General features: G+C 68.8%; 22 protein-coding genes and 1 pseudogene. 10 read left to right on the top strand and 13 right to left on the bottom strand.

Going from position 1 to position 25,257, the window contains the following annotated elements; all coding sequences use genetic code 11:
• Positions 1 to 2: 2 nt before the first annotated feature.
• From M9945_RS20175 to M9945_RS20160, 4 genes are all read right to left on the bottom strand, one after another.
• The gene (locus M9945_RS20175) at positions 3 to 1,373 is read right to left on the bottom strand and encodes a M16 family metallopeptidase (protein ID WP_367945957.1); all 1,371 of its coding nucleotides are present in this window, start codon (positions 1,371 to 1,373) and stop codon (positions 3 to 5) included.
• An 8-nt stretch (positions 1,374 to 1,381) separates the two neighbouring features.
• Positions 1,382 to 2,743 (bottom strand): M16 family metallopeptidase, encoded by a 1,362-nt coding sequence (locus tag M9945_RS20170; RefSeq protein WP_367945956.1) that lies wholly within the window; start codon positions 2,741 to 2,743, stop codon positions 1,382 to 1,384.
• A gap of 164 nt (positions 2,744 to 2,907) precedes the next feature.
• Complete coding sequence (gene rsmD / locus M9945_RS20165; protein ID WP_367945955.1) at positions 2,908 to 3,462, bottom strand: 16S rRNA (guanine(966)-N(2))-methyltransferase RsmD; 555 nt, start codon at positions 3,460 to 3,462, stop codon at positions 2,908 to 2,910.
• Positions 3,462 to 5,399, bottom strand: a complete 1,938-nt coding sequence (locus tag M9945_RS20160; RefSeq protein WP_367945954.1) for a pseudouridine synthase — start codon at positions 5,397 to 5,399, stop codon at positions 3,462 to 3,464. The genes rsmD and M9945_RS20160 overlap by 1 nt, the downstream gene beginning before the upstream one ends.
• A gap of 78 nt (positions 5,400 to 5,477) precedes the next feature.
• On the opposite strand from M9945_RS20160, the gene M9945_RS20155 reads away from it, so the two are divergent.
• From M9945_RS20155 to M9945_RS20145, 3 genes are all read left to right on the top strand, one after another.
• The gene (locus M9945_RS20155) at positions 5,478 to 5,924 is read left to right on the top strand and encodes a nucleoside deaminase (RefSeq protein WP_367945953.1); all 447 of its coding nucleotides are present in this window, start codon (positions 5,478 to 5,480) and stop codon (positions 5,922 to 5,924) included.
• A 79-nt stretch (positions 5,925 to 6,003) separates the two neighbouring features.
• Positions 6,004 to 7,395, top strand: coding sequence for a class II fumarate hydratase (fumC, locus tag M9945_RS20150; RefSeq protein WP_367945952.1), 1,392 nt, complete (start codon positions 6,004 to 6,006; stop codon positions 7,393 to 7,395).
• Positions 7,396 to 7,518: 123 nt separating this feature from the next.
• Positions 7,519 to 7,893 (top strand): DoxX family protein, encoded by a 375-nt coding sequence (locus M9945_RS20145; RefSeq protein ID WP_367945951.1) that lies wholly within the window; start codon positions 7,519 to 7,521, stop codon positions 7,891 to 7,893.
• A 55-nt stretch (positions 7,894 to 7,948) separates the two neighbouring features.
• Here the strand turns inward: M9945_RS20145 and hisG are convergent, their stop codons facing one another.
• Genes hisG through hisS form a run of 3 tightly spaced genes read right to left on the bottom strand, consistent with a single transcriptional unit; the run spans position 7,949 to position 11,210 of the window.
• Complete coding sequence (hisG, locus tag M9945_RS20140; protein WP_367945950.1) at positions 7,949 to 8,644, bottom strand: ATP phosphoribosyltransferase; 696 nt, start codon at positions 8,642 to 8,644, stop codon at positions 7,949 to 7,951.
• A complete protein-coding gene (locus M9945_RS20135) occupies positions 8,641 to 9,756 on the bottom strand; it encodes an ATP phosphoribosyltransferase regulatory subunit (protein WP_367945949.1) in 1,116 nt (371 codons plus the stop codon). The genes hisG and M9945_RS20135 overlap by 4 nt, the downstream gene beginning before the upstream one ends.
• The gene (hisS, locus tag M9945_RS20130; RefSeq protein WP_367945948.1) at positions 9,753 to 11,210 is read right to left on the bottom strand and encodes a histidine--tRNA ligase; all 1,458 of its coding nucleotides are present in this window, start codon (positions 11,208 to 11,210) and stop codon (positions 9,753 to 9,755) included. Before hisS ends, M9945_RS20135 begins: the two co-directional genes overlap by 4 nt.
• A gap of 275 nt (positions 11,211 to 11,485) precedes the next feature.
• On the opposite strand from hisS, the gene M9945_RS20125 reads away from it, so the two are divergent.
• Positions 11,486 to 11,623, top strand: a complete 138-nt coding sequence (locus M9945_RS20125; RefSeq protein WP_367928744.1) for a hypothetical protein — start codon at positions 11,486 to 11,488, stop codon at positions 11,621 to 11,623.
• A gap of 34 nt (positions 11,624 to 11,657) precedes the next feature.
• Here the strand turns inward: M9945_RS20125 and M9945_RS20120 are convergent, their stop codons facing one another.
• Complete coding sequence (locus M9945_RS20120) at positions 11,658 to 12,824, bottom strand: L-lactate dehydrogenase (protein WP_367945947.1); 1,167 nt, start codon at positions 12,822 to 12,824, stop codon at positions 11,658 to 11,660.
• Between the two features lie 205 nt (positions 12,825 to 13,029).
• On the opposite strand from M9945_RS20120, the gene M9945_RS20115 reads away from it, so the two are divergent.
• The 5 genes from M9945_RS20115 (at position 13,030) to glcF (ending at position 18,055) form a co-directional block, all read left to right on the top strand.
• Entirely contained in the window at positions 13,030 to 14,526 is a 1,497-nt protein-coding gene (locus M9945_RS20115) for an FAD-linked oxidase C-terminal domain-containing protein (protein ID WP_367945946.1), read from the top strand.
• Positions 14,526 to 14,948: an endonuclease domain-containing protein gene (locus tag M9945_RS20110; RefSeq protein ID WP_367945945.1), complete on the top strand. Its 423-nt coding sequence runs from the start codon at positions 14,526 to 14,528 to the stop codon at positions 14,946 to 14,948. Before M9945_RS20115 ends, M9945_RS20110 begins: the two co-directional genes overlap by 1 nt.
• 155 nt (positions 14,949 to 15,103) lie before the next feature.
• A complete protein-coding gene (locus tag M9945_RS20105; protein ID WP_367945944.1) occupies positions 15,104 to 16,312 on the top strand; it encodes an FAD-binding protein in 1,209 nt (402 codons plus the stop codon).
• A 45-nt stretch (positions 16,313 to 16,357) separates the two neighbouring features.
• The gene (locus tag M9945_RS20100) at positions 16,358 to 16,735 is read left to right on the top strand and encodes a DUF4870 family protein (protein WP_367945943.1); all 378 of its coding nucleotides are present in this window, start codon (positions 16,358 to 16,360) and stop codon (positions 16,733 to 16,735) included.
• A 6-nt stretch (positions 16,736 to 16,741) separates the two neighbouring features.
• Complete coding sequence (glcF, locus tag M9945_RS20095; protein ID WP_367945942.1) at positions 16,742 to 18,055, top strand: glycolate oxidase subunit GlcF; 1,314 nt, start codon at positions 16,742 to 16,744, stop codon at positions 18,053 to 18,055.
• 118 nt (positions 18,056 to 18,173) lie between these two features.
• Here glcF and M9945_RS20090 read toward each other — a convergent pair.
• Positions 18,174 to 18,964, bottom strand: a pseudogene (locus M9945_RS20090) (L,D-transpeptidase).
• Between the two features lie 159 nt (positions 18,965 to 19,123).
• Between M9945_RS20090 and M9945_RS20085 the strand changes: the two are divergent.
• Positions 19,124 to 19,756, top strand: a complete 633-nt coding sequence (locus tag M9945_RS20085; protein WP_367945941.1) for a DNA-3-methyladenine glycosylase I — start codon at positions 19,124 to 19,126, stop codon at positions 19,754 to 19,756.
• A 15-nt stretch (positions 19,757 to 19,771) separates the two neighbouring features.
• Here M9945_RS20085 and M9945_RS20080 read toward each other — a convergent pair whose 3' ends face one another.
• From M9945_RS20080 to M9945_RS20065, 4 genes are all read right to left on the bottom strand, one after another.
• Positions 19,772 to 20,539: a DeoR/GlpR family DNA-binding transcription regulator gene (locus M9945_RS20080; protein WP_367945940.1), complete on the bottom strand. Its 768-nt coding sequence runs from the start codon at positions 20,537 to 20,539 to the stop codon at positions 19,772 to 19,774.
• 227 nt (positions 20,540 to 20,766) lie between these two features.
• Positions 20,767 to 22,905 (bottom strand): methylmalonyl-CoA mutase, encoded by a 2,139-nt coding sequence (gene scpA, locus M9945_RS20075; protein ID WP_367945939.1) that lies wholly within the window; start codon positions 22,903 to 22,905, stop codon positions 20,767 to 20,769.
• Between the two features lie 13 nt (positions 22,906 to 22,918).
• Positions 22,919 to 24,934 carry an acetyl-CoA carboxylase biotin carboxylase subunit gene (locus tag M9945_RS20070; protein ID WP_367945938.1) on the bottom strand — a complete coding sequence of 672 codons (2,016 nt, stop codon included), beginning with the start codon at positions 24,932 to 24,934 and terminating at the stop codon, positions 22,919 to 22,921.
• A 25-nt stretch (positions 24,935 to 24,959) separates the two neighbouring features.
• Positions 24,960 to 25,250 carry a hypothetical protein gene (locus tag M9945_RS20065; RefSeq protein ID WP_367945937.1) on the bottom strand — a complete coding sequence of 97 codons (291 nt, stop codon included), beginning with the start codon at positions 25,248 to 25,250 and terminating at the stop codon, positions 24,960 to 24,962.
• Between the last annotated feature and the right edge of the window lie 7 nt (positions 25,251 to 25,257).

Here is a 25,257-nt window from a genome sequence, read left to right as displayed (position 1 = left end):
CCTCAGCCGCCGTCGCCGTTATTCGCCTCCGGGCCGATCACCAGCACGGCCGGCTCCGCCGTCAGCAGCTTCGCGGCGGCTTCCCTGACCTCGTCGAGCGTGACCGCCTCGATCAGCTCGACGCGGCGCTCGATATAGTCGATGCCGCGCCCGTCCTTCTGCAGTTCGAGCAGGGTGCGGGCGACCGCGGTCGACGAATCGAGGTTGTTGATCGGGTAGGCGCCGACCAGATACGTCTTGGCCTTGGCGAGCTCCTGCTCGGTGACGCCGTTCTCGGCGACGTCCCTGATCACGTCGCGGATGACGCCGAGGGCTTCCTGCGCCCGGTCGGCGCGCGTCGACGTGCCGATCATAAGCATGTCGGCAAGGTCGCTGGTGATGAGCGACGAGCCGACGCCGTAGGCGAGCCCGCGCTTCTCGCGCACCTCGTCGAACAGGCGCGAGGAGAAGGTGCCGCCGCCGAGCACATGGTTCATCAGGAAGGCGGCGAAGAAGGTCGGGTCCTCGCGCTCGACGCCGGGATAGACGAGCTGGAGCGACGCCTGCGGCAGGGCGTAGACGTAGTTGACCCGCTGGTCGAACCTGATCTGCGCCTTGCCGACCGACTCGAGGCCCTGCTCGGCCGGCAGGCCGCCGAACACCCGGTCAAGCTCTGCCTTCAGCGTCTCGGCGTCGATGGCGCCGACCACGGCGACGTTGAGGCCGGAGCGGGCGAAGGTGCGGCCATGCAGCGCATGAAGATCGTCGGCAGTGATGGTGGCGAGCGTTTCGACCGTGCCCTCGGCGCGGCGGGCATAGGGGTGGTCACCATAGAGCGCGCGCGCGAACTCCTCGCGGCCGAGCGCGTTGGGGTCACGCATGTCGCGCTGGATGCCGGTGAGGATCTGGGCGCGGATGCGCTCGACCGGCTCGGCATCGAAGCGCGGCTGGTTGACCGCAAGCCGCAGCAGCTCGAACGCGGACTCGCGTTCCTCGGCCAGCATGCGCATCGTGCCGTAGACCGCGTCGCGCCGCGCGTCGAAGCTCATCTCCGCGCCGACATCGTCGAGCCGTTCCTGGAAGGCGTCGGCGTCGAGGTCGCCGGCGCCCTCGTCGAACAGGCCCGCCATCAGGTTGGAGAGCCCGTCCTTGCCGGCCGGGTCCTGCACGCTGCCGCCCTTGAAGGCGAAGTTCACGGTGACGATGGGGACGGTGTAGTCCTCGACCAGCCATGCGGTGATGCCGCCGGGGGATTTCACTTCCTGTATATCGACCTCGGCGCGGGCGGGCGCCAGCGCCGGGAAGGTGAGGAAGACGACGGCGAGCAGGAGGACCGTCAGCGCGCCCGTGAAGCGATGGGCGGCGAAGCGATTGGCCTTTTCCACGTTTCTCATGGTCGGTCTCACTCCTTGGGCAAGAGATAGGCGGCGACGGCGCGGCGCTCGTCGAGCCAGTGCGCGGCTGCGTCCTTGACGTCCTCGGCCGTGACGGCGCGGATGCGATCGGGCCAACTGGTGATGTCCTCGACCGTTCCGCCGGTCGCCAGCGTCGAGCCATAGATGCGCGCCATGCCGTCCTGCTCGTCGCGGGCGAAGATCATCGAGCGGACGAAGCGCATCTTGGCCTTCTCCACTTCCTCCTCGGTGACGCCGTCGGCGACGATCTTCGCGATCTCGGCGTCGATGGCCTTCTCGACGTCCTCAAGGGTCGCCTCGCCGCGCGGCGAGCCGAGCACCATGAACATCGTGTCGTCGAGGGAGGTGCCCTGGTAGTAGGCCATCGCCGACGAGGCGATGCCCTGCCTGACCACCAGCTCCTGATAGAGGCGTGAGCGCACGCCGCCGCCGAGCACCTCGGACAGGATGTCGAGCGCCTCGGCCTGACCCTCTTCCGCCGTGGTGTAGGAGGGGACCAGCCATCGCTCGGAATAGCTCGGCACGCCGACGCGCTCGTCGCTGAGCGTCACGGTGCGGCGGGTGTTCTGCTCCGGCTCGGTCGGGCGCAGGCGCGGCGGCAGGTCCGGCCCGCGCGCGATCTTGCCGTAGGTGTCCTGCGCCAGCCTGCGAACGGTCGCGGCGTCGACGTCGCCCGCCACCACCAGGATGGCGTTGTTGGGCGCGTAGTAGCGGCGGTAGAAATCGATGGCGTCCTCGCGGTTCAGCTTCTCGATCTCGTGCATCCAGCCGATGACCGGGATGCGGTAGGGATGATTCTGGTAGAGCGTCGCGCTCACCTCCTCCGAGAGCAGCGAGCGCGGGTCGTTCTCCACCCGCGAGTTGCGCTCCTCGATGACCACGTCGCGCTCGGGCCCGATCACGTCGTCGGTCAGGACGAGGTTGGTCATCCGGTCGGCTTCCATCGCCATCATCTCGGGCAGCATGTCGGGCGCGACCTGCTGGTAGTAGGCGGTGTAATCATAGGAGGTGAAGGCGTTCTCGCGGCCGCCGACATCGGCGATGCGGGCCGAGAACACGCCCGGCCCGTATTCGGCCGTGCCCTTGAACATCAGGTGCTCGAAGAAATGGGCGATGCCCGACTTGCCGGGGTCCTCGTCGGCCGAGCCGACCTTGTACCACAGCATGTGGGTGACGACCGGGGCGCGGTGGTCGGGAATGACGACGACCTCGAGCCCGTTGTCGAGGGCGAAATTCTCGATCAGCGGCGCGCCCTCGGCGACGGCGCCGACCGGCGTCAGGGCGATGAGGCCGGCGGCGAGCGCGGCGCGCAGGGCGGCTGCCGGTCCTTGAGAGCGAATCACATCCATGAGCACATCCTTCTTCCCTGGCCCGCACAGATAGCGCCTGATGCCGCGCAAGCAAACCACCGCGCATAAGGCGCTGACAAACCCCCGCGCGCAAGGCGCTGGCCAGTCATGCGTATCCGCGCGAACGGCCGCGGCGATTCTGTCCCTCGCAACAGTGGCCGAATTCAGGTACGGGCGCTGAATGTCACGCTCGTGTCGCCCCATTCGCGCCGTTCGATGAGCGCCAGCCCCTCGACCGGCTGGAAGGGGGAGGCCGCAGCTTCCTCGACGATGACGAGCGCGTCCGCCGTCAGCCAGCCGCCGGCCAGCGCCGATTGCAGCGCGCGCTCGGCCAGCCCCTTGCCGTAGGGCGGGTCGGCGAAGACGAGATCGAAGGGGGCGATGGTGCCGACCTCGCCGAGCCGCGCCGCATCGCGGCGGAAGATTTTCGCGCGGCCCTGAAGGCCGAATTCCTCGATATTGGTGCGGATCAGGCCGCGCCCCTCGGCCGACTCCTCGATGAACAGGCACTGCGCCGCGCCGCGCGACAGCGCCTCAAGACCGAGCGCGCCGGTGCCGGAGAAAAGGTCGAGGACGCGCGCGCCGTCCAGCCGTTCCGGCCATGTGTGGGCGATGACGTTGAACACCGCCTCGCGGGTGCGGTCGCTGGTCGGACGGATCGAATCCGAGCGCGGCGCCGCCAGCGGCCGGCCGCGCAGGCTCCCGCCGACGATGCGCATCAATCCTCGCCGCGCGGCTTGCGCGGGCCGCCACGGCCCCCGGGCCTGCCGCCGGGCTTGCTTCCACCGGGCTTGCCCCCCCCCGGTTTGCTCCCGAAGCGCGGCTTGTCGCCCGCCTTCGCGCCGGGCCTGCCCTCGGGGCGCGGCTTGCCGGCATAGCGGCGGCCTTCTGTGCGCTCGGCGAGGGCGGCCTTCTTCTTCTCGCCCATCGGCTTGGCGCCCGGGGCCATCCACACATTGGCGGTGCGGGAGCGCGGCCGCTCCTCCTTGCGGTCCTCGCGGAAGTCCGGCTTGCCGAAGCGGCCCTTCGGCGCGGGACGCCCGTCGCGGTCATCCCGTTTGCCGCCGGGTTTGCCGCCCGGCTTTCCGAATGCGGGCTTGCGGGTATCGAGCCGGCCGAGCGCGTCCTCGCGCCGTGCCTCGCGGGCGTCCTCGCCACGGTGGGGCCGCGGCTTGTCCTTGCGTGCGGGGCCTGCCGCCTCGTCCTTGCTGGAAAAGGCATTGAGGATCGGGGCGTCGAAATTCGCGCCCGATTCCTCGATCAGCCGCTCGCCGAGCTGGTCGCGCAGATACTTGCCCTTCAGTTCGCGCAGCTCGCCCTCGGGCAGGTCGCCGAGCTGGAACGGCCCGTAGGAGACGCGGATCAGCCGCGTCACGTCGAGCCCGAGCGCGCCGAGGATGTTCTTCACTTCCCGGTTCTTGCCCTCGCGCAGGCCGATGGTCAGCCAGGCGTTGGAGCCCTGCTCGCGGTCGAGCGTCGCCTCGACCGCGCCGTAGAACACGCCGTCGACGGCGATGCCTTCCTTCAGTCCTTCGAGCGCCCCCGGCTCGACCTTGCCGTGGACGCGCACGCGGTAGCGGCGCAGCCAGCCGGTCGCCGGCAATTCCAGCACGCGCGACAGGCCGCCGTCGTTGGTCAGGAGCAGCAGCCCTTGGGTGTTGATGTCGAGGCGGCCGACGGTCATCAGCCGTGGCAGGCCCTTGGGCAGCACGTCGAACACGGTGCGCCGGCCTTCGGGGTCGCGGCTGGTCGTCACCACGCCGGCCGGCTTGTGGAACAGGAACAGCCGCGTACGCTCGATGTCGGGGATTGGCTTGCCGTCGATCTCGATGCGGTCGCGCGCGCCGACATTGACGGCCGGCGTGTCGAGCACCTTGCCGTTCAGCGTGACGCGCCCGGCGGCGATCATCTCCTCGGCGTCGCGGCGCGAGGCGACGCCGGCGCGCGCCAGCCGGCGGGCGATGCGCTCCTCGCCGCCTTCTTCCTGCTCCGCCCCTTGCGCGTCCTCGCGCTCGCGCCGGCCGAGGCGGGGGGCGGCGTCCTTGTCGTCGCGCTTGACGAAAGCGCGCTTCTCGCCGTCCTGCCGGCGGAAGGGTTTCGCCTCGCCGTCACGCGGCTTGCGTGGGCCGTCGAAACGAGGCTTGTCGCCGGGCTTGGCGAAGCGCGGCTTGTCATAGGCGGGCTTGTCGCCGTCGCGCGGGGCATAGGGTTTTCGCGCACGGCGCTCGCCGTCTCCGGCTTCCGCCGCCGCCTCGCGGCGCACCCACTTGCCGGGGCGCGGCTTCATCGGCCTGCCGTCCGCGGTCTTGGCGGAGGCGCGCTTCATGCCGTCCTGACGCTGGAAGGTCTTTTTCGCCTCGCCGCCATCCTCGCGCGGCTGGCGGGGACCGTCGAAACGGGGCTTGTCGCCACGCGGCTTGTCGAATTTCGGCCCGTCGCCATCGCGCGGCGCATAGGGCTTGCGCGGGCGGCGCTCCTCGCCCGCGGCCTCGGTCTGTTCGCGGGGCTTCCACTTGCCCGCGCCGGGCTTGCCTGTGCGTGGGCCTGTGCGCGGCTTGTCGCCGCCGGGCTTTGCGAAGCGCGGCTTGCCGCCGTCGCCAGCGCCGCCGCGGCCATTACCGCCCCCGCGGGCAGGCTTTTTTCTGTCGTCGTTCATATGGCGCTCGCCTTTCAGCGCGGGTAACTATCAGAGCCTTTATGGCCTTGCGAGTGAAATGTCATCGGCGGCGGACGCATGAAACCATCCCCCTTCATGGAGGCGGCCTTCGCGGAAGCGGAAGCGGCGGCGCGGCGCGGCGAGGTGCCGATCGGCGCGATCGTGGTCGCCGGCGGCGAAATCCTCGCCCGCGCCGGCAACCGCACCCGCGAGCTCAACGATCCCACCGCCCATGCCGAGGTTCTGGCCATCCGCGAGGCCTGCCGGCTGACGGGGAGCGAACGGCTCCCGGACGCCGACCTTTACGTCACGCTCGAGCCTTGCCCGATGTGCGCGGCGGCGATCTCGTTCGCGCGCATCCGCCGGCTCTATTTCGGCGCGGTCGACGAGAAGGGCGGCGCGGTGGTCTCGGGCGTGCGCCTCTATGCCCAGCCGACCTGCCATCACGCGCCCGAAACCTATGCGGGCCTCTCCGAACGACGGGCGGCGGCCCTGCTGAAATCGTTCTTCCGCGACAGGCGCTGAAGACGCCTTGTGCGCCGCGCGCGGCGGGCCTATTCAGGCGCGACCGCGCCAGCCGCGAAGCGATGACAGGGAGACCGAGATGACGAAGACCCGCACCGAGACAGACACGTTCGGCCCCATTGAGGTGGCGGCCGACCGCTACTGGGGCGCGCAGGCGGAGCGCAGCAAGGGCAATTTCAGGATCGGCTGGGAAAAGCAGCCTCTGCCCATCGTGCGCGCGCTCGGCATCGTCAAGCGCGCCGCCGCCGAGGCCAACATGGAGCTCGGCCGGCTCGACCCCAAGATCGGCGAGACCATCATCAAGGCGGCGCAGGAGGTGATCGACGGCAAGCTCGACACGCATTTCCCGCTCGTCGTCTGGCAGACCGGCTCCGGCACCCAATCAAACATGAATGCCAACGAGGTGATCTCCAACCGCGCCATCGAGATGCTGGGCGGCGAGATGGGCTCGAAGAAGCCGGTTCACCCCAACGACCACGTCAATATGAGCCAGTCGTCCAACGACACCTACCCGACCGCGATGCACGTCGCCGGCGCGGAGGAGATCGTCAACCGCCTGCTGCCGGCGCTGAAGAAGCTCTACGCCGCGCTCGACGCGAAGGCCAAGGCCTGGGACCACATCATCAAGATCGGCCGCACCCACACGCAGGACGCGACGCCGTTGACGCTCGGGCAGGAGTTCTCCGGCTACGCTTGCCAAGTGAAGAACGGCATCGAGCGCATCGAGATGACGCTGCCGGCGCTGATGCAGCTGGCGCAGGGCGGCACCGCCGTCGGCACGGGCCTCAACGCCCCCATCGGCTTCGCCGAGAAGGTGGCGCAGAAGATTGCTGCCATCACCGGGCTCGCCTTCACCACCGCGCCGAACAAGTTCGAGGCGCTGGCCGCGCATGACGCGATGGTGTTCAGCCACGGCGCGATCAACACGCTCGCGGCCTCGCTGTTCAAGATCGCCAACGACATCCGCTTCCTCGGCTCCGGCCCGCGCGCCGGCCTCGGCGAGCTTTCCCTGCCGGAGAACGAGCCGGGCTCGTCGATCATGCCGGGCAAGGTCAACCCGACCCAGTGCGAGGCGCTGACGCAGGTGTGCGTGCAGGTGTTCGGCAACCACGCGGCGCTGACCTTCGCCGGCAGCCAGGGCCATTTCGAGCTCAACGTGTTCAATCCGGTGATGGCCTACAACTTCCTGCAATCGGTGCGGCTGATCGCCGACGCCGCCCATTCCTTCGCCGACAATTGCGTCGTCGGCATCGAGCCGCGCGAGGACAACATCCGCGCCGGCGTCGAGCGCTCGCTGATGCTGGTGACGGCGCTGGCGCCGAAGATCGGCTACGACAACGCGGCCAAGATCGCCAAGACCGCGCACAAGAACGGCACCACGCTGCGCGAGGAAGCCCTCGCCACCGGGCTGGTGACGGAGGCCGAATACGACGCCATCGTCCGCCCCGAGCTGATGACGAAGCCGGGCTGACTTCAAGTTTTTGTGAACGCTTTTCTGTAGTCGTTCACAAAATAGAAACGCTGAGTTCGCGGCGCGGCACTTGCCGCGCCGTTCGTTTAGGCTATCTGGGGTAGACCATAACGGAGAGGCCCCATGGCAAACGACCTTACCCTTCTCGTCGCCCGCGTCCTGCTGGCGCTGATGTTCCTGATTTCCGGCATTCCGATGCTGATGGCCCCGGGCGGGTTCGCCGGCTTCATGGGCTCCATCGGCATGCCCGCGCCGATGCTCGTCACCTGGGCGGTCATCGCGCTCAAGGTTCTCGGCGGCATCGCGCTCGTCGTCGGCTTCCAGACCCGCTGGGCGGCCTACGCCTTCGCCGCCTTCTGCCTCGCCACCGCCTTCATCGGCCATTCCGCGCCGGAGGAGGCGAGCGTGTTCTGGAAGAACATCGCCCTCGTCGGCGGCTTCCTCGCGCTGTCGGTTTCCGGCCCGGGCGGCCTGTCGGTCGACGCCAAGCGCGGCTGAAAAACACCGCCGCCGAAATGACGAAGGCCCGGAGCGATCCGGGCCTTTTCTCGTTTCAGCCGCCGTTTACGGCCTTGAGGATTTCGTCGATCGCCGCCTCGTCCGCGGCCTCGCGCGCCTTCAGCGATACGCCGAGGCAGGCCTCGGATCGCAGGATGACGCCGTCGTCGAGGATCTTCAAATGGTTGGCGCGCAGCGTCGAGCCGGTCGAGGTGATGTCGACGATGACGTCGGCCGAGCCGGCGGCCGGCGCGCCCTCGGTGGCGCCGAGGCTCTCGACGATGCGATAGACCTGGATGCCGTGCTGGGCGGAGAAGAACTGCTGCGTCAGCCGCCAGTATTTGGTGGCGATCCTGAGCCTGCGGCCGTGGCGCTGGCGGAAATCGGCGGCGACGTCGTCGAGGTCGGCCATGGTGTCGACGTCGAGCCAGGCTTCCGGCACCGCGACGATGACGTCGGCATGGCCGAAGCCGAGCCGCGCGCCGATCTTCACCCGCGCCTCCCAGTCGGGGATGGTCTCGCGGATCAGGTCCTCGCCGGTGACGCCGAGGTCGACCGTGCCCTGCCCGAGCTCGCGCGAGATTTCCGAGGCCGAGAGGAACGCGACCTCGATGTCGTCGCGGCCCTTTATATGGGCGCGGTAGCGGCGCTCGTCCTGCGGGATGACGACGTCGAAGCCGGCCTTCGCCAGCACGGCGATGGCCTCTTCCTTGAGCCTGCCCTTGGAGGGAAGCGCCAGCGTGACGGTCATGCCTGCCCTCTCAATGCCGCGATGCGGTCGAGCCAGACCGAGAAGCCGACGCCGGGGATCGGCGCCTTCGCGCCCAGCATGGTCAGGAGCCGGTCGTAGCGGCCGCCGCCGACCAGCGGCAGCGAGCCGCCCGAGCGGATCTCGAAGACGAGGCCGGTATAGTAGTCGAGCGGCCGGCCGAAGCCGGCGTCGTAGACGATCGCGCCTTGCGGCAGGCCGTGGCCGGCGATGGCCGTTGCGCGGGCGGTGAAGATGTCGAGCGCATCGCCGAGCGAGACGCCGGTTTCCTTCGCGAAGGCCGCGAGCGCCGCGGCGGCGTCCTCCAGCGGCGCGCGAATGGCGAGGAACCGCTTCAGCGCCGCCAGCGCGTCGGCCGAGAGGCGCACGCTGCGCAGGTCGGCCTTCTCGATCAGCCGCTGGGCGATGTCCTGCGGGCTGCGCCCGGCCGAGGCGGGAAGCGCGGCTTCCTCCATCATCGCGTCGATATGGGCGGCGAGCCGGTCGCGCTCGCCCGCCGCGATCAGGGCGGCGATTGTCGCGTCGGGCGCGGCGCGCTGCGCGGGGTTGGCGAGGTCGTCGAGCGCGGCGGCGAGCTGCCCGGCCGAGCCGAAGGCGCGCGCCAGCCGCTTCTGCCACCCGCCCGGCAGGCCGCAGGCCGCCACGACAGCCTCGAAGACCGCCTGGTCGCCGAGGGTGATGGCGAGCGGCACGCCGGGCAGGACGCGCGACAGCAGCGCATGCGCGTCGGCCACCGCGCGCGCATCGGCCTTCGCGACGTCAGGCTCGCCGAGATCCTCGATGCCGGCCTGGTAGAACTCGTTCGAGCCCTCGCGGCGCTGGCGGAACACCTCGCCGAGATAGGCATAGCGCTTGGGCGTGCCGGTCGCCGTCTCGATATGGCGAAGGCAGACCGGGATGGTGAATTCGGGCCGGAGGCACAGACTCCTGCCGGTCTCGCTCTCCGTCAGGAAGATGCGCCGCCTGAGGTCCTCGCCCGCCATGTCGAGAAAGGGCTCCGCCGGCTGCAGCACGGCGACCTCGGCAAGGCCGGCGCCGCGCTCCTCGAAGAGAGCAAGGATGTCGGCTGCGAAGGCGGGCAGGCGGGCGGTCATGCCTCGGCGCTTCTTTCCGCCTTCTGCGCGTCGAGCACGCGGCGGACGGCCTCGACCAGTCCGCTTTCCGGCGCGGTGAACTGCGCCGGCCGGCTCTCGCGCCATGTGGCGTTGTCCTCGATCTCGGCCGACAGCTTCGCGCCGAGGGCGAGGTCCTTGATCTGCACCTCGCCCTTTTCGCGCTCGTCGCCGCCTTGGATGACGACGCAAGGCGCGCCGCGGCGGTCGGCATATTTCATCTGCGCCTTCATGCCGGCACCGCCGAGATACATCTCCGCCCGGATGCCGGCTGCGCGCAACTCGGAGACCATGCGCTGGTAGCGGCCGAGCGATTCGGTGTCCTTGTCCATGACGAGGACGACGACCGGCGCGACGACTGCCGTGTCCTCCAGCTTGCCGAGGTTCTTCAGCGCCGCGGTCAGCCGCGACACGCCGATGGAGAAGCCCGTCGCCGGCACCGGCTCGCCGCGGAAGCGCGAGACGAGCCCGTCATAGCGCCCGCCGCCCGCGACCGAGCCGAAACGGACGATCTCGCCCTTCTCGTTCGGCACCTCGAACAGCAGCTCGGCCTCGTAGACCGGGCCGGTGTAATATTCGAGGCCGCGCACCACGGAGGGGTCGATCTTCACCCGGCCGTCGTCATAGCCGGCGGCAGCGACCAACGCGCGGATCTGCGCCAGCTCCGCGACGCCCTCATTGTCGGCGACCTCGCCCGTCTCGATATAGCTGAGCACCGTCCCGATGCCGGCCTCGTCCAGCCCCGCGCCCTTGGTGAAGTCGCCGCTCTCGTCTAGCCGGCCCTTGCCGAGCAGCAGGCGCACGCCCTCGGGGCCGAACTTGTCGAGCTTGTCGATGGCGCGCAGCACGGTGAGGCGCCGTCCGGCATTGCCCTCGCCGCCGAGGCCGATCGCCTCCAGCACGCCGTCGAGCACCTTGCGGTTGTTGACGCGGATGACGTAGTCGCCGCGCTTGATGCCTACCGCCTCCAGCGTGTCGGCCATCATCATCGCCATCTCGGCGTCGGCGGCCACCCCCGGCGTACCGACGATGTCGGCGTCGAACTGCATGAACTGGCGAAAGCGGCCCGGTCCCGGCTTCTCGTTGCGGAAAACCCAGCCCGAGCGGTAGGAGCGGTAGGGCCTGGCCAGCGTCTCGAAATTCTCCGCGACGAAGCGGGCCAACGGCGCGGTCAGGTCGTAGCGCAGGGAAAGCCACTGCTCGTCGTCGTCCTGGAACGAGAACACGCCCTCGTTCGGCCGGTCCTGGTCGGGCAGGAACTTGCCCAGCGCGTCGGTGTACTCGACCATCGGCTGCTCGACGGGGTCGAAGCCATAGAGCTCGTAGACCGCGCGAATCTTCGCCGTCATCGCGTCGACGGCGCGGATGTCGGCCGCATGGCGGTCGACGAAGCCCCGCGGGAGCCGCGCCTTCATCCTGTCCGCCTTGTCAGCCATGGTTCCGCCCGCCTTGTGAATGGTGTCGGCGCCCCCTTCGGGCGCGCCGGTTTCCTAGCCGATATGGGCGGGTGCGGCAAGGTGAGTGCGGGGGCGATGGCCGGGCCGCGAGGCCCCCTGCGTTGCAATTGCGCAACGCAGCATGAAATCCACGCAAACCCGGCGTCGGGCATCTGGCGTTTTCGCCGCCGCAGCATTATCAGCACCAAACCGAAGGGCAGACGAAACCGGATGGTAACCATCCGCGTTGCAAGATGAACGGAAACCAAACAGAGATGACCCCCGTGAAAGCCACGCTCGTTTCGCTGTTCATGCTCACCGGCATCGCCATGTGGGGCGCGGCCATGTATTCGGCCGACGCGGCCGGCGGTCACGGCCCGGTCGACGGCTACGGCGTCGCCGAGGCGCGCTGAGCCGCGCGCATACCCTTTTTCCTTCGCTTGACGATTAGCGCCGGCCGGTCCCGAACGGGTCGTTTGGCGCATAGAGCAGCTCCGGCCCGGCCTGCGCGATGTCGCGCTTGCCGCACAGCGCCAGCGTCACGTCCAGCTCCCTGCGGATGATCTCGAGCGCCAGCCTGACGCCCTCGCGGCCGCCCGCGCCGAGGCCGTAGAGGAAGGGGCGGCCGATATGGACGCCCTTCGCGCCGAGGCACAGCGCCTTCAAGACATCCTGCCCCGAGCGGATGCCGCCGTCGAGATGCACCTCGATGCGCTCGCCGACCGCCTCGACGATCTCCGGCAGCACCGAGACCGAGGACGGCGCGCCGTCGAGCTGGCGGCCGCCATGGTTGGAGACGATGATGGCGTCGGCCCCGGTCGCCGCCGCCATCTTCGCGTCCTCCACGTCGAGGATGCCCTTGATGATCAGCTTGCCGCCCCAGCGTTCCTTGATCCATTCGACATCGGCCCATGACAGGCGCGGGTCGAACTGCTCGGCCGTCCAGGTGCTGAGCGAGGAGAGGTCGGTGACGCCCTTCACGTGGCCGGCGATGTTGCGGAAGGTGCGCCTTTTGGTGCCGAGCATGCCGAGGCACCATTGCGGCCGCGTCGCCATCTGCCAGATGTGCTTCGGCGTGAATTTCGGCGGGGCGGACAGCCCGTTGCGCAGATCCTTGTGGCGCTGGCCGAGGATCTGCAAATCCGCGGTCAGCACCAGCGCCGAGCAGCCGGCGGCCTTGGCCCGGTCGATCAGGTCGTTGATGAAGCCGCGGTCGCGCATCACGTAGAGCTGGAACCAGAACGGCTTCGTCGTCGCTTCGGCCACGTCCTCGATCGAGCAGATGCTCATGGTCGACAGGGCGAAGGGCACGCCGAACGCCTCGGCCGCCTGCGCGGCGAGGATTTCGCCGTCGGCATGCTGCATGCCGGTCAGGCCCGTCGGGGCGAGCGCCACCGGCATCGACACGGTCTCGCCGATCATCGTCGATTCGAGCGAGCGGTCGGTCATGTCGACCAGCACGCGCTGGCGCAGCTTGACCTTGTGGAAATCCTCCTCGTTGGCGCGGTAGGTGCTCTCCGTCCACGAGCCGGAATCGGCATAGTCGAAGAACATCTTCGGCACGCGGCGGCGCGCGCGCCGTCTTAAGTCCTCGATGGTCAGCAGCGCGCTCATCGTCTTTCTCCCGTTTCCCCGGTTTTGCCCTGTCGGCTTGCACCGCGTCCGTTATAAGAGGAGCGAAGGGGCGGCGAAAGATGGTTCGCCACGCAAGACCGTTTCACGGGAACGGTGAAACGGTCTATCCCTTGTTGTCACGCAATTCCGGGCGCAAAATCGCTTCGCGCTTTTGCTGGAATTGCTCTAGGAGGACGCACCGCTAATGTCCGGCATCGCGATGCCCGCGCCAGACGCAAAGACGCTTGCCCGCCGCGACGAGATCGTCGAGGACATGCGCGTCATCGTGCCGGGCGAGGGGGTGGTGGCGGCCGAGACGGCGATGCGCGCCTTCGAGAGCGACGGGCTCACCGCCTACCGCCAGCTGCCGCTCGTCGTCGTCCTGCCGCAGACGGTGAAGCAGGTGCAACGCATCCTCAAATATTGCAGCGACCGCAATATCCGCGTCGTGCCGCGCGGGGCCGGCACCTCGCTCTCCGGCGGGGCGCTGCCGCTTGCAGATGCGGTGCTCCTGGTGATGAGCCGCTTCAACCGCATCCTCGACATCGACTACGCCAACCGCACGGTGACCGCCCAGCCCGGCGTGACCAATCTCGGCATCACCAACGCCGTGCGCCATGAGGGCTTCTACTACGCGCCCGATCCCTCCTCGCAGATCGCCTGCTCGATCGGCGGCAACATCGCGGAAAACTCCGGCGGCGTGCATTGCCTGAAATACGGGCTGACGGCCAACAATGTGCTGGGCGTCGAGATGGTGCTGATGAACGGCGAGGTGGTGCGCCTCGGCGGCAAGCACCTCGACGCCGAGGGCTACGACCTGATGGGCGTCGTCACCGGCTCGGAAGGGCTACTCGGCGTCGTCACCGAGGTCACCGTGCGCATCCTCAAGAGCCCGGAGACGGCGCGCGCGGTCCTGCTCGGCTTCCCGTCGAGCGAGCAGGCCGGCCAGTGCGTCGCCGACATCATCGGCGCCGGCATCATTCCCGGCGGCATGGAGATGATGGACCGGCCGGCGATCCGCGCGGCCGAGGATTTCGTCCATGCCGGCTACCCGCTCGACGTCGAGGCGCTGCTGATCGTCGAGCTCGACGGTCCGGGGGCGGAGGTCGATCACCTGATCGCCGCGGTCGAGGCCATCGCCGCGCGCAACGGCTCCACCACCTGCCGCGTCTCGGCGAGCGAGGAGGAGCGCATGACCTTCTGGGCAGGCAGGAAGGCGGCCTTTCCGGCGGTCGGCCGCATCTCGCCGGATTATTTCTGCATGGACGGCACGATCCCGCGCAAGGAGCTGCCGCGCGTGCTGGCCGGCATGCGGGCGCTTTCGGAGAAGTACGGCTTAAGGGTCGCCAACGTCTTCCACGCCGGTGACGGCAACCTCCATCCGCTCATCCTCTACGACGCCAACCGTCCGGGCGAGCTGGAGCGGGCGGAGGCCTTCGGGGCGGACATATTGCGGCTGTGCGTCAAGGTCGGCGGAGTGCTGACCGGCGAGCACGGCGTCGGCGTCGAGAAGCGCGACCTGATGCCGGAGATGTTCTCGCAGGAGGATATGAACCAGCAGATCCGGGTCAAATGCGCCTTCGACCCCGAGCACCTGCTCAACCCCGGCAAGATGTTCCCGCAGCTCCACCGCTGCGCCGAGCTCGGCCGCATGCATGTCCGCGCCGGGCAGCTGCCGTTCCCGGACATTCCGAGGTTCTGATGACGGAGACGGCCCATAGCACCCGCCGGAGGGACGAGGAGACCAGCAGGCGCGCCCGCTCGTTGCGAAAGGGTGACAACCCGGCCGAAGCGTTGTTGTGGAACGAACTCAAGGGCAGGAAGCTCGGCGGCTACAAGTTCGTGCGCCAGTTTCCTATCGGTCCTTACTTCGCGGACTTCCTTTGCCGCGAGCGAAAGCTCGTGATCGAGATTGATGGGAGCCAGCATGCCGGCAGCCTCTATGACGAGAACCGCAACGCCTTCATGCGTGCGCAAGGCTACTCCGTCCTCCGCTTCTGGAACGAGGCGGTATTCAGGCAGCGCGACGAGGTCTGCGCGACGATCCTCGCCGCACTCGACGGAAGACTCCCGGAGGATGTGTCGACGCATGATCTTCGTTATCTGCGGGGTGACGATGGATAGGCCGCGGACCCCTCACCGGCTCGCTGCGCTCGCCACCTCTCCCCAAAGGGGAGAGGAAAAGTCTAGGCTTGAGAAACGCTGCCCTCTTTCCTCTCCCCTTTGGGGAGAGTGGCCCGAAGGGCCGGTGAGGGGTCCGCGGCGGAAGGCGATCGGCAATGACCGTCTTCGCGCCCACCGATGCCGACGCGGTGCTGGACGCCGTCCGCTGGGCGGCGGGCGAGGGGGCGGCGCTGGAGATCGTCGGCGGCGGGTCGCGGCGCGGCGTCGGCCGGCCGGTAGAGGCAGCGCACGTCCTCGACCTTTCCGGCCTTGCCGGGGTCACGCTCTACGAGCCGGAGGAGCTGGTGCTGTCGGCGCGCGCCGGCACGCGGCTCGCCGAGATCGAGGCGCTGCTCTCCGCATCGGGGCAGGAGCTTGCCTTCGAGCCGATGGACCACGGCCCGCTGCTCGGCGGCGAGCCGGGGAAGGGCACGATCGGCGGGGTGCTGGCGGCGAATGCGAGCGGCCCGCGGCGAATCAAGGCGGGGGCGGCACGTGACCATGTGCTCGGCGTCCACGCCGTCTCCGGGCGCGGCGAGGCGTTCAAGTCGGGCGGGCGCGTGGTCAAGAACGTCACCGGCTACGACCTCGCCAAGCTGGTCGCCGGCTCGTGGGGCACGCTGGCGGCGGTAACGGACGTCACCTTCAAGGTGCTGCCCAGGGCCGAAACCGAGGCGACGCTGGTGCTGCGCGGCCTCTCCGAAGCCGACGCCGCCCACGCCATGGCCGTGGCGATGACGTCGACTGGCGAGGTGTCCGCCGCCGCGCACCTGCCGGAAACCGTGGTCGGCAAGGTGCTCGACGGCCGGCTGCCGGGCTGGCGCGGGGCGACGCTGCTGCGCCTCGAAGGCTTTTCGCCCTCGGTTGCCTACCGCTTCGAGCGGCTGGCGGCGCTGCTCGCGCCGACCGCAGCGCCCGAGCGGCTGGAGGCGGAAGACTCGCGCCTGCTGTGGCGCGAGATCCGCGACTGCATCCCCTTCGCCGACGGCACTGAAAGGCCGGTCTGGCGGGTCTCGATGGCGCCGTCTGAGGGACACCACATGGTTATGGCCCTGCGCATGGAGGCCGCGGTCGACGCCTTCTACGACTGGCAGGGCGGCCTGATCTGGCTGCGCATGGAGGGTGACGCCGAGGCCGCCGCGTTACGCCGGCATGTCGCTGCCCATGGCGGAGGCCATGCGACGCTGGTCCGCGCGCCGGCCCACATCCGCGCCTCGGTGCCGGTGTTCGAGCCGCAGCCGGAGGCGCTGGCCGCCCTCTCGGCACGGGTCAAGGCGCAGTTCGACCCGCTGAACATCCTCAATCCCGGCAGGATGTATCGCTGAGCCGCCTGTGATAGCTTTCAAGGGTTTCGGACAAGGGAGACCGCGATGACCGACCCGAACACCCCGCCCGCGCCGCGCCAGACAGACCGCTGGCTGGAGCCCGGCCCGACCAACGTGCAGGTCATCTATGCCAGCTACCTGCTCGGCTTCGTGGTCGGCATCACGCCGCTGATCGGCATCGTCCTCGCCTACATGAACCGCGGCAAGGCCGGCGGCTGGGTCGAGACTCATTATACCTGGGCCATCCGCACCTTCTGGATCGGGATCCTCTACGGGCTGATGTCTCTCGTGCTCTCCTTCGTCCTCATCGGGCTCCTGCTGATGCTGGCCGTCGCGGTCTGGGTCATCGTGCGCGTGGTCGTGGGGTTCCAGGCGGTCGGCCGCGGCGAGCCGATCCGCGACCCGGAAAGCTGGCTGATCTAACGCACGATGCAGACCAGCTTCTCGCTCGCCCAGCTTGCCGATCCGCACGTGGCGGAGGCGGAGAGCATCCTGCGCAAATGCGTGCATTGCGGCTTCTGCACCGCCACCTGCCCGACCTATGTCACGCTCGGCAACGAGCTCGACAGCCCGCGCGGCCGCATCTACCTGATCAAGGACATGCTGGAGAACGGCCGCCCGGCCGACGACGAGATCGTCACCCATGTCGACCGCTGCCTGTCCTGCCTGTCCTGCATGACGACATGCCCCTCGGGCGTCCACTACATGCACCTCGTCGACCACGCCCGCGTCCATATCGAGAAGACCTACAGGAGGCCGCTGGCCCAGCGCCTCACGCGCCGGCTGCTAGCGGCGGTGCTGCCGTATCCCGGGCGCTTCCGGGCGGCGCTCCGGCTCGCCCGGCTCGGGCGGCCGTTCGCGAAAATGTTCGACGCCGCGCCTGCACTCGCGCCGCTGGCCGCGATGCTGAGGCTGGCGCCGCGAGCCGTGCCGCCGGCCTCTCCCGTCAGCCGACCCGCCACCCATGCGGCGCAAGGGGCCCGGCGCGGCCGCGTCGCCATCCTGACCGGTTGCGCGCAATCGGTGCTGGAGCCCGGCCTCAACGAGGCGACGGTGTCGCTGCTGACGCGGCTCGGCGTCGAGGTCGTGGTGCCGGAGGGGGAGGGCTGCTGCGGCGCGCTCGTCCACCATATGGGGCGCGAGGCCGACGCGCTGGCTGCCGCGCGGCGGAACGTCGATGCATGGACGCGGGCGGTGGATGAAGGCGGGCTCGACGCCATCATCGTCACCGCCTCCGGCTGCGGCACGACGATCAAGGATTACGGCTTCATGCTGCGGCTCGACCCGGCCTATGCGGCGAAGGCGGCGCGGGTGTCGGCGCTGGCCAGGGACGTGACGGAATATCTCGCCGGCCTCGACCTGCCGGAGCCGGTGCTGCGGCCGGGGCTGACCGTCGCCTATCACTCGGCCTGCTCGCTCCAGCACGGCCAGAAAGTGACGCGCCAGCCGAAGGAATTGCTGGCGCGCGCCGGCTTCACGGTGAAGGAGCCGCTGGAGGCGCATCTGTGCTGCGGCTCGGCCGGCACCTACAACATCCTCCAGAGCGAGATCGCCACGACCCTGCGCGCGCGCAAGGTCGCCAACATCGAGGCGCTGGGCGCGGATGTCGTCGCGGCCGGCAATATCGGCTGCATCACCCAGATCGCCTCCGGCATCGGCCTTCCGGTCGTCCACACCGTGCGGCTGATCGACTGGGCCTATGGCGGGGCGCGGCCCGAGGGCCTGCCGGTCGCCGCGCGCTGAGCATAGGTCCTCAAACGCGAAAAAGGCGGAACGGCCCCCTCGGCCATTCCGCCTCTTCGGTGCCGATGCGCTTCATGAGCGCACCGGCCGCGCCGTCCCCCGGCTGCGATTCGCTATTCTACATCACCACGACCGTCGCGCCGACAGGCACGCGCTCGTAAAGATCGTCGACGTCCTCGTTGCGCATGCGGATGCAGCCCGAGGACACGGCCCGGCCGATGGTCCACGGCTGGTTGGTGCCGTGGATGCGGTAGAGCGTCGAGCCGAGATACAGCGCGCGTGCGCCCATCGGGTTCTCCGGGCCGCCCTTCATGTGGGCAGGCAGGATGCGGCCCTTTTCTTCTCGCGGGCGATCATTTCCGCCGGCGGCGTCCAGCTCGGCCATTCGGCCTTGCGGGTCACCTTGTGGCTGCCGGCCCATTCGAAGCCCGGCTTGCCGGTGCCGACGCCGTAGCGCCGCGCCTTGCCGCCGTCCTCGACGAGGTAGAGCATGTTCTCCCGCGTGTCGATGACCACGGTGCCGGGCTTGTGCGGCCCGTCGTAATCGACCACCTGCGGCAGGAATTTCGGGTCGATCCGCGGCTCGACGTTGCGCGGCGCGCTCGGCAGTGCGGCGGTCTGCACCCGGTCGGGCGCGCGCTCGCGCACGATCTTCCGCTGCCGCTCGGGCGCGGCCAGCGGCGGCGCGACGCGCACGCTGTAACCGGCCGGCAGGCCGTTGCGCGGCGCCTGGCGGGTGTTGCGCGGCTGCGCCTGCGGCGTGCGCTGGAGCTGCAGCACCCACGGGGCGGAGAGGTCGGGGCTGACGACGAGCGGCGGGCGCTCGCCGTAGCGCGCCTGCGCCGACGCGCCTTGCGCGGAAAACGCGGCCAGAGCCGCCGCAGCCAGCAGGGAAAGAGAGATTCTCATCGGGCGTACTCGTTACCTTTGCACCGTTGTCCGGCCGATTGTCCGCGCGGCACCCAAGGAAATCGTGAATCGGATTTCATAAAAGACGGTCTTTCGCGTAAACCTTTTCTTGTGGTTAGCGCCGGGTTGATCGGTTTGGTAAAGAAAGGCTGAAGGAAGATGGCGGACGGACTTCTGACCGGCGAGGACGGGCTGACACGCTGCAAATGGCACGGCGGCCTGCCCGATTACCTCATCTATCACGACGAGGAATGGGGCTTGCCCGTAGGCGACGATACCCGCCTGTTCGAGAAGCTGTGCCTCGAGGGCTTCCAGTCCGGCCTGTCGTGGCTGACCATCCTGCGCAAGCGCGACAATTTCCGCGCCGCCTTCCACGGCTTCGATTTCCGCCGTCTGGCCGGCGAGGACGAGGCGCGGGCGATGCCGCGCCATCTCGCCGACGCCGGCATCGTGCGCCATCGCGGCAAGATCGCCTCGGTCTACAACAATGCGCGGCGGGCGGTGGCGCTTGCCGACGAGGCCGGCTCGCTTGCCCGCTTCTTCTGGGCGTTCGAGCCGGGGCCGGAAGAGCGGCCGGAACGGCTCGACTGGGCGAGCCTCTCGGCGCTCGGCAAGACGCCGACCTCGATCCGCATCTCGAAGGAATTGAAGAAGCGCGGCTGGTCCTTCGTCGGGCCGACGACGGTCTATGCCTTCATGCAGGCGATGGGCATGGTCAACGACCATGTCGAGGGCTGCGTGTGCCGGCCGCGGATCGAGGCGGCGCGGGCGGCGTTCGCGCGCCCGGCCTGAGGAACCACCCCCTTTTCAACCTTGGGCGGCCTCGACCAGCTGCACCTCGGCCTCGCGGCAGATCGCGCGGATGCCGTCCACCCGGCATTCGTCGGTGATGAAGGTGTGGACCTGCGACAGGTGGCCGATGCGCACCGGAGCGGTGCGCTCGAACTTGGTGGAATCGGCGACGAGGATGACGTGGCGGGCGTTGGCGATGATCGCCTGCGCCACCTTGACCTCGCGATAGTCGAAATCGAGCAGCGCGCCGTCATGGTCGATGGCCGAGGCGCCGATCACCGCGTAGTCGACCTTGAACTGGCGGATGAAATCGACCGCGGCCTCGCCGACCACGCCGCCGTCCGAGCCGCGCACCACGCCGCCGGCGATCACCACCTCCGTCTGCGGGAAGACGCGCATGCGGTTGGCGACGTTGATGTTGTTGGTGATGACCATCAGCCCCTTGCGGTCGAGCAGCGCGTTGGCCACCGCCTCGGTCGTGGTGCCGATGTTGACGAAGAGCGAGGCGCCGTCGGGGATCATGCGCGCGGCGGCGCGGCCGATCGCTTCCTTCTCGTTCGCCGCGATCTTGCGCCTCGCCTCGTATTCGACGTTCTCTACGCCGGAAGGGAACAGCGCCCCGCCATGGATGCGCGACAAAAGCCGCATGTCGCACAGGTCGTTCAGATCCTTGCGGATCGTCTGCGGGGTGACGTCGAAACGCGCGGCCAGTTCCTCGACCAGCACGCGGCCATTGTCCTTTGCCAGTTGCACGATCTCGGCCTGACGGGGCGGCAGGTACATCCAAGCTCCCTTTCGCTTTCGCTTTTCGCCAATCTAGCGAAAAGCGAAAGCGGTGGATAGTCTTCTGCGCCGTCGGCGCTGACCCCTCACCGCCTTGCTGCGCTCGGCACCTCTCCCCAGAGGGGAGAGGAAAAAGGCCGCAGCGTTTCCGCTCCTTTCCTCTCCCCTCTGGGGAGAGGTGGCCCGAAGGGCCGGTGAGGGGCGGCGCGGCGGTTGCCGGAAGGTCGCTAGACGTTCCTGCGCTTGCCTTCGAGGAGGTCGAGGACGGCGCGTGCGGCGTCGAGGACGTTGGTGCCGGGGCCGAAGACGGCGGCGACGCCGCTGTCGAGCAGGAACTGGTAGTCCTGGCGCGGCACCACGCCGCCGACGACGACGATGATGTTCTCCGCGCCCTTCGCCTTGAGCGCCTCGACGAGCTGCGGCGCCAGCGTCTTGTGGCCGGCGGCGAGCGAGGACATGCCGACGACATGGACCTTCGACTTCACCGCGAGATCGGCCGCCTCGTCCGGCGTCTGGAACAGCGGGCCGGCGATGACGTCGAAGCCGATGTCGCCGAAGGCCGAGGCGATGATCTTGGCGCCGCGGTCGTGGCCGTCCTGGCCGAGCTTGGCGACGAGCAGCTTCGGCGTCTCGCCGAGGTTCTTCGAGAATTCCTCCAGCCGCTCGACGAGATTCTCGTATTCCGGCTCGCCCTGATAGGCTTCACCATAGACCTTGCGCACCACCTTCGGCACGGCTGAGTGGTCGCCGAAGGCCTCGCGCATGGCGTCGGAGATCTCGCCGAGCGTGGCGCGCGCGCGCGCGGCCTCGACGGCGGCCTCTAGGATGTTGCCCTTGCCCGAGCGCGCGACCGCGCGCAGCGCGGCGATGGTCTCTTCCCACCGCTTCGGGTCACGCTGGCGGCGGGTCTTGTCGATGCGGGCGATCTGCGCCTCGCGCACGGCGCGGTTGTCGATGTCGAGGATGTCGAGATCGTCCTCGCTTTCCAGCCTATACTTGTTGACGCCGACGATGACCTCGTCGCCGCGGTCGATCGCCGCCTGCTTGCGGGTGGCGGCTTCCTCGATCAGCCGCTTGGGCAGGCCCTCGATGACGGCCTTGGTCATGCCGCCCATGGCCTCGACTTCCTCGATGATGGCCCAGGCGGTGTCGGCCATGTCCTGCGTCAGCTTCTCCATCATGTAGGAGCCGGCCCACGGGTCGACCACATTGGTGATGTGCGTCTCTTCCTGGATGATCAGCTGGGTGTTGCGGGCGATGCGTGCCGAGAAGTCGGTCGGCAGGGCGATGGCTTCATCCAGCGAGTTGGTGTGCAGCGACTGCGTGCCGCCGAACACCGCCGCCATCGCCTCGATGGCGGTGCGCACGACGTTGTTGTAGGGGTCCTGCTCGGTGAGCGACCAGCCGGAGGTCTGGCAGTGGGTGCGCAGCATCATCGACTTGGCGCTCTTCGGGCCGAACTTCTTCATGATGCGCCACCACAGCAGGCGCGCGGCGCGCAGCTTGGCCACCTCGAGGTAGAAGTTCATGCCGATGGCGAAGAAGAAGGACAGCCGCCCGGCGAAGGCATCCACGTCCATGCCCTTGTTCAGCGCGGCGCGGACATATTCGCGGCCGTCGGCCAGCGTGAAGGCCAGCTCCTGCACCAGCGTCGCGCCGGCCTCCTGCATGTGGTAGCCGGAGATGGAGATCGAGTTGAACTTCGGCATGTGCCTCGCCGTGTACTCGATGATGTCGGCGATGATCCGCATCGAGGGCTCGGGCGGGTAGATGTAGGTGTTGCGGACCATGAACTCTTTGAGGATGTCGTTCTGGATGGTCCCGGAAAGCTGCGCGCGGGGCACGCCCTGCTCCTCGCCGGCGACGATGAAGTTGGCGAGGATCGGGATCACCGCGCCGTTCATGGTCATCGACACCGAGATCTTATCGAGCGGGATGCCGTCGAACAGCACCTTCATATCCTCGACCGAGTCGATGGCGACGCCCGCCTTGCCGACATCGCCCTCGACGCGCGGATGGTCCGAGTCGTAGCCGCGATGGGTGGCGAGGTCGAAGGCGACGGAGACGCCCTGCTGGCCGGCGGCGAGCGCCTTGCGGTAGAAGGCGTTCGAGGCCTCCGCCGTCGAGAAGCCGGCATACTGGCGGATCGTCCACGGCCGTCCGGCATACATGGTGGCGCGCGGCCCGCGCACGAACGGCGCGAAGCCCGGCAGGCTGTCGAGATGCTCCACCCCTTCGAGGTCGGCGGGCGTGTAAAGCGGCTTCACCGGAATGCCCTCCGGCGTCTGCCACACCAGCGTCTCGGGGGCCGCCTTGACTTCCTTCTCGGCGAGCGCCCGCCACTTTTCGAGCTTCGGGTCGGTCATCTCTTTGTCCTGCCTACTCGAATTCGAGGATCAGTTCGTCGACGGCGAGGCTCGCCCCCGGCTCGACGGCGATGCGCTTCACCGTACCGCGCTTTTCGGCGCGCAGCACGTTCTCCATCTTCATCGCCTCGACGGTGGCGAGCGCCTGGCCTTCCTGCACCTCGTCGCCGGCCTTGACGGCGATGGAGGTGACGACGCCCGGCATCGGGCACAGCAGCATCCGCGAGGTGTCGGGCGGCAGCTTCTCCGGCATCAGCCGGGCGAGCTCGGCGACGCGCGGGCTGCGCACATGCGCCTTCGCGTCGATGCCGCGCCAGCGCAGCCTCCAGCCCGAATTGACCTGATCGACCTTGATGCCGGCCCTGACGGCGGAATCGGGGCCGCCGACCGTGAAATGGGCGTGGGTGCGGCCGGGCAGCCAGCCGGACGCCACCGTCAGCTCCTGCCCGTCCTCGAAGGCGACGACGGTGGTCGAGCCCTCGTCATAGGCGACGACCGGGAAGGCGTGGCCGGCGAGCGTCACCACCCAGTCGCGGCCGATGGTGCGGGGATGGTTGGCGAGCGTACCGGAGATCAGCGCCCCGCGCTTCTGGGCGCGCAGATTGATGTAGGCGGCGACCGCCGCCAGCGTGCGCGCCTCCTCTTCGTCCGGCGCGACGCCGGCGAAGCCTTCCGGCCATTCCTCGGCGATGAAGGCCGTGGTCAGCCGGCCTTCCCGGAAGCGCGGATGCTCCATCACCGCCGAGAGGAACGGCAAATTGTGGCCGATGCCTTCCACCTCGAAATCGTCGAGCGCGCCGGACATGGCGGCGATGGCCTGATCGCGCGTCGGCGCCCAGGCGCACAGCTTGGCGATCATCGGGTCGTAATACATCGAGATCTCGCCGCCCTCGAACACGCCGGTGTCATTGCGGATCACGGTGCCGTCGCTCTGCTCGCCTTCCGCCGGCGGGCGGTAGCGCGTCAGCCGGCCGATCGAGGGCAGGAAGTTGCGGTAGGGGTCCTCGGCATAGAGGCGGCTTTCGATGGCCCAGCCGTTCAGCCTGACGTCGTCCTGCGCGGTCTTCAGCGTCTCGCCGGCGGCGACGCGGATCATCTCCTCCACGAGGTCGATGCCGGTGATCAGCTCCGTCACCGGATGCTCGACCTGGAGGCGGGTGTTCATCTCGAGGAAGTAGAAGTTGCGGTCGCCGTCGACGATGAACTCGACCGTACCGGCCGAGTGGTAGCCGACGGCCTTGGACAGCGCCACGGCCTGCTCGCCCATGGCCTTGCGGGTGGCCTCGTCGAGGAAGGGCGAGGGCGCTTCCTCGACCACCTTCTGGTTGCGGCGCTGGATCGAGCATTCGCGCTCGCCGAGATAGATGACGTTGCCGTGCTTGTCGCCCAGCACCTGGATCTCGATGTGGCGCGGCTGGGTGACGAACTTCTCGATGAAGATGCGGTCGTCGCCGAAGGAGGACTTCGCCTCGTTCTTCGACGACTGGAAGCCCTCGCGCGCCTCGGCGTCGTTCCAGGCGATGCGCATGCCCTTGCCGCCGCCGCCGGCCGAGGCCTTGATCATCACCGGATAGCCGATCGAGCCCGCTATGCGGACGGCTTCGTCCGCATCCTCGATCAACCCCATATGGCCGGGCACGGTGTTGACCTTCGCCTCGGCGGCGAGCTTCTTGGAGGTGATCTTGTCGCCCATCGCCTGGATGGCGTTGACCGGCGGGCCGATGAAGGCGACGCCTTCCTTCTCCAGCGCCTCGGCGAAGGCGGCGTTCTCCGACAGGAAGCCGTAGCCGGGATGCACCGCGTCGGCGCCGGTCTGGCGGATCGCGTCTATGATCCTGTCGATGACGATGTAGGACTGCGAGGAGGGCGCCGGGCCGATATGCACGGCCTCGTCGGCCTGCCTGACATGCAGCGCGTCGCGGTCGGCGTCGGAATAGACGGCGACGGTGGCGATGCCGAGCTTCCTGGCCGTGCGGATGACCCGGCAGGCGATCTCGCCGCGATTGGCGATGAGGATTTTCTTGAACAACACCCGGTCTCCAGTCCCCATGAGGTCAATCCCTGAATTTCTTTTCATACGGCATGGTCAGAAGCGCCGAGGCCGTCACCACGCCGCCGAAGACGGTGGCGAACGGCACGACGAGCAGCAGCACCGGAATGACCGGGTTGGCCGCCTGCCCGATGCGCGTGCCGATCCCGCCGAGGTCGAGCCAGATGATGGCGGCGGCGGTGAGAATGCCGAGGAGCACGCCGGCGGCCGCGTTCACCGCCATGAAGCGCAGCATCTGCCAGTGGTCCTTGCGGGCCTCCTCCGGCGTCATTTCCGGCTTGTCCATCCGTGCCATCGGCTTT

Source organism: Aquamicrobium sp., assembly GCF_023954335.1.
Classification (GTDB): domain Bacteria; phylum Pseudomonadota; class Alphaproteobacteria; order Rhizobiales; family Rhizobiaceae; genus Aerobium.
Note: the sequence above shows the minus strand (reverse complement) of the source record. Positions and strands in the feature narration are given on the sequence as shown.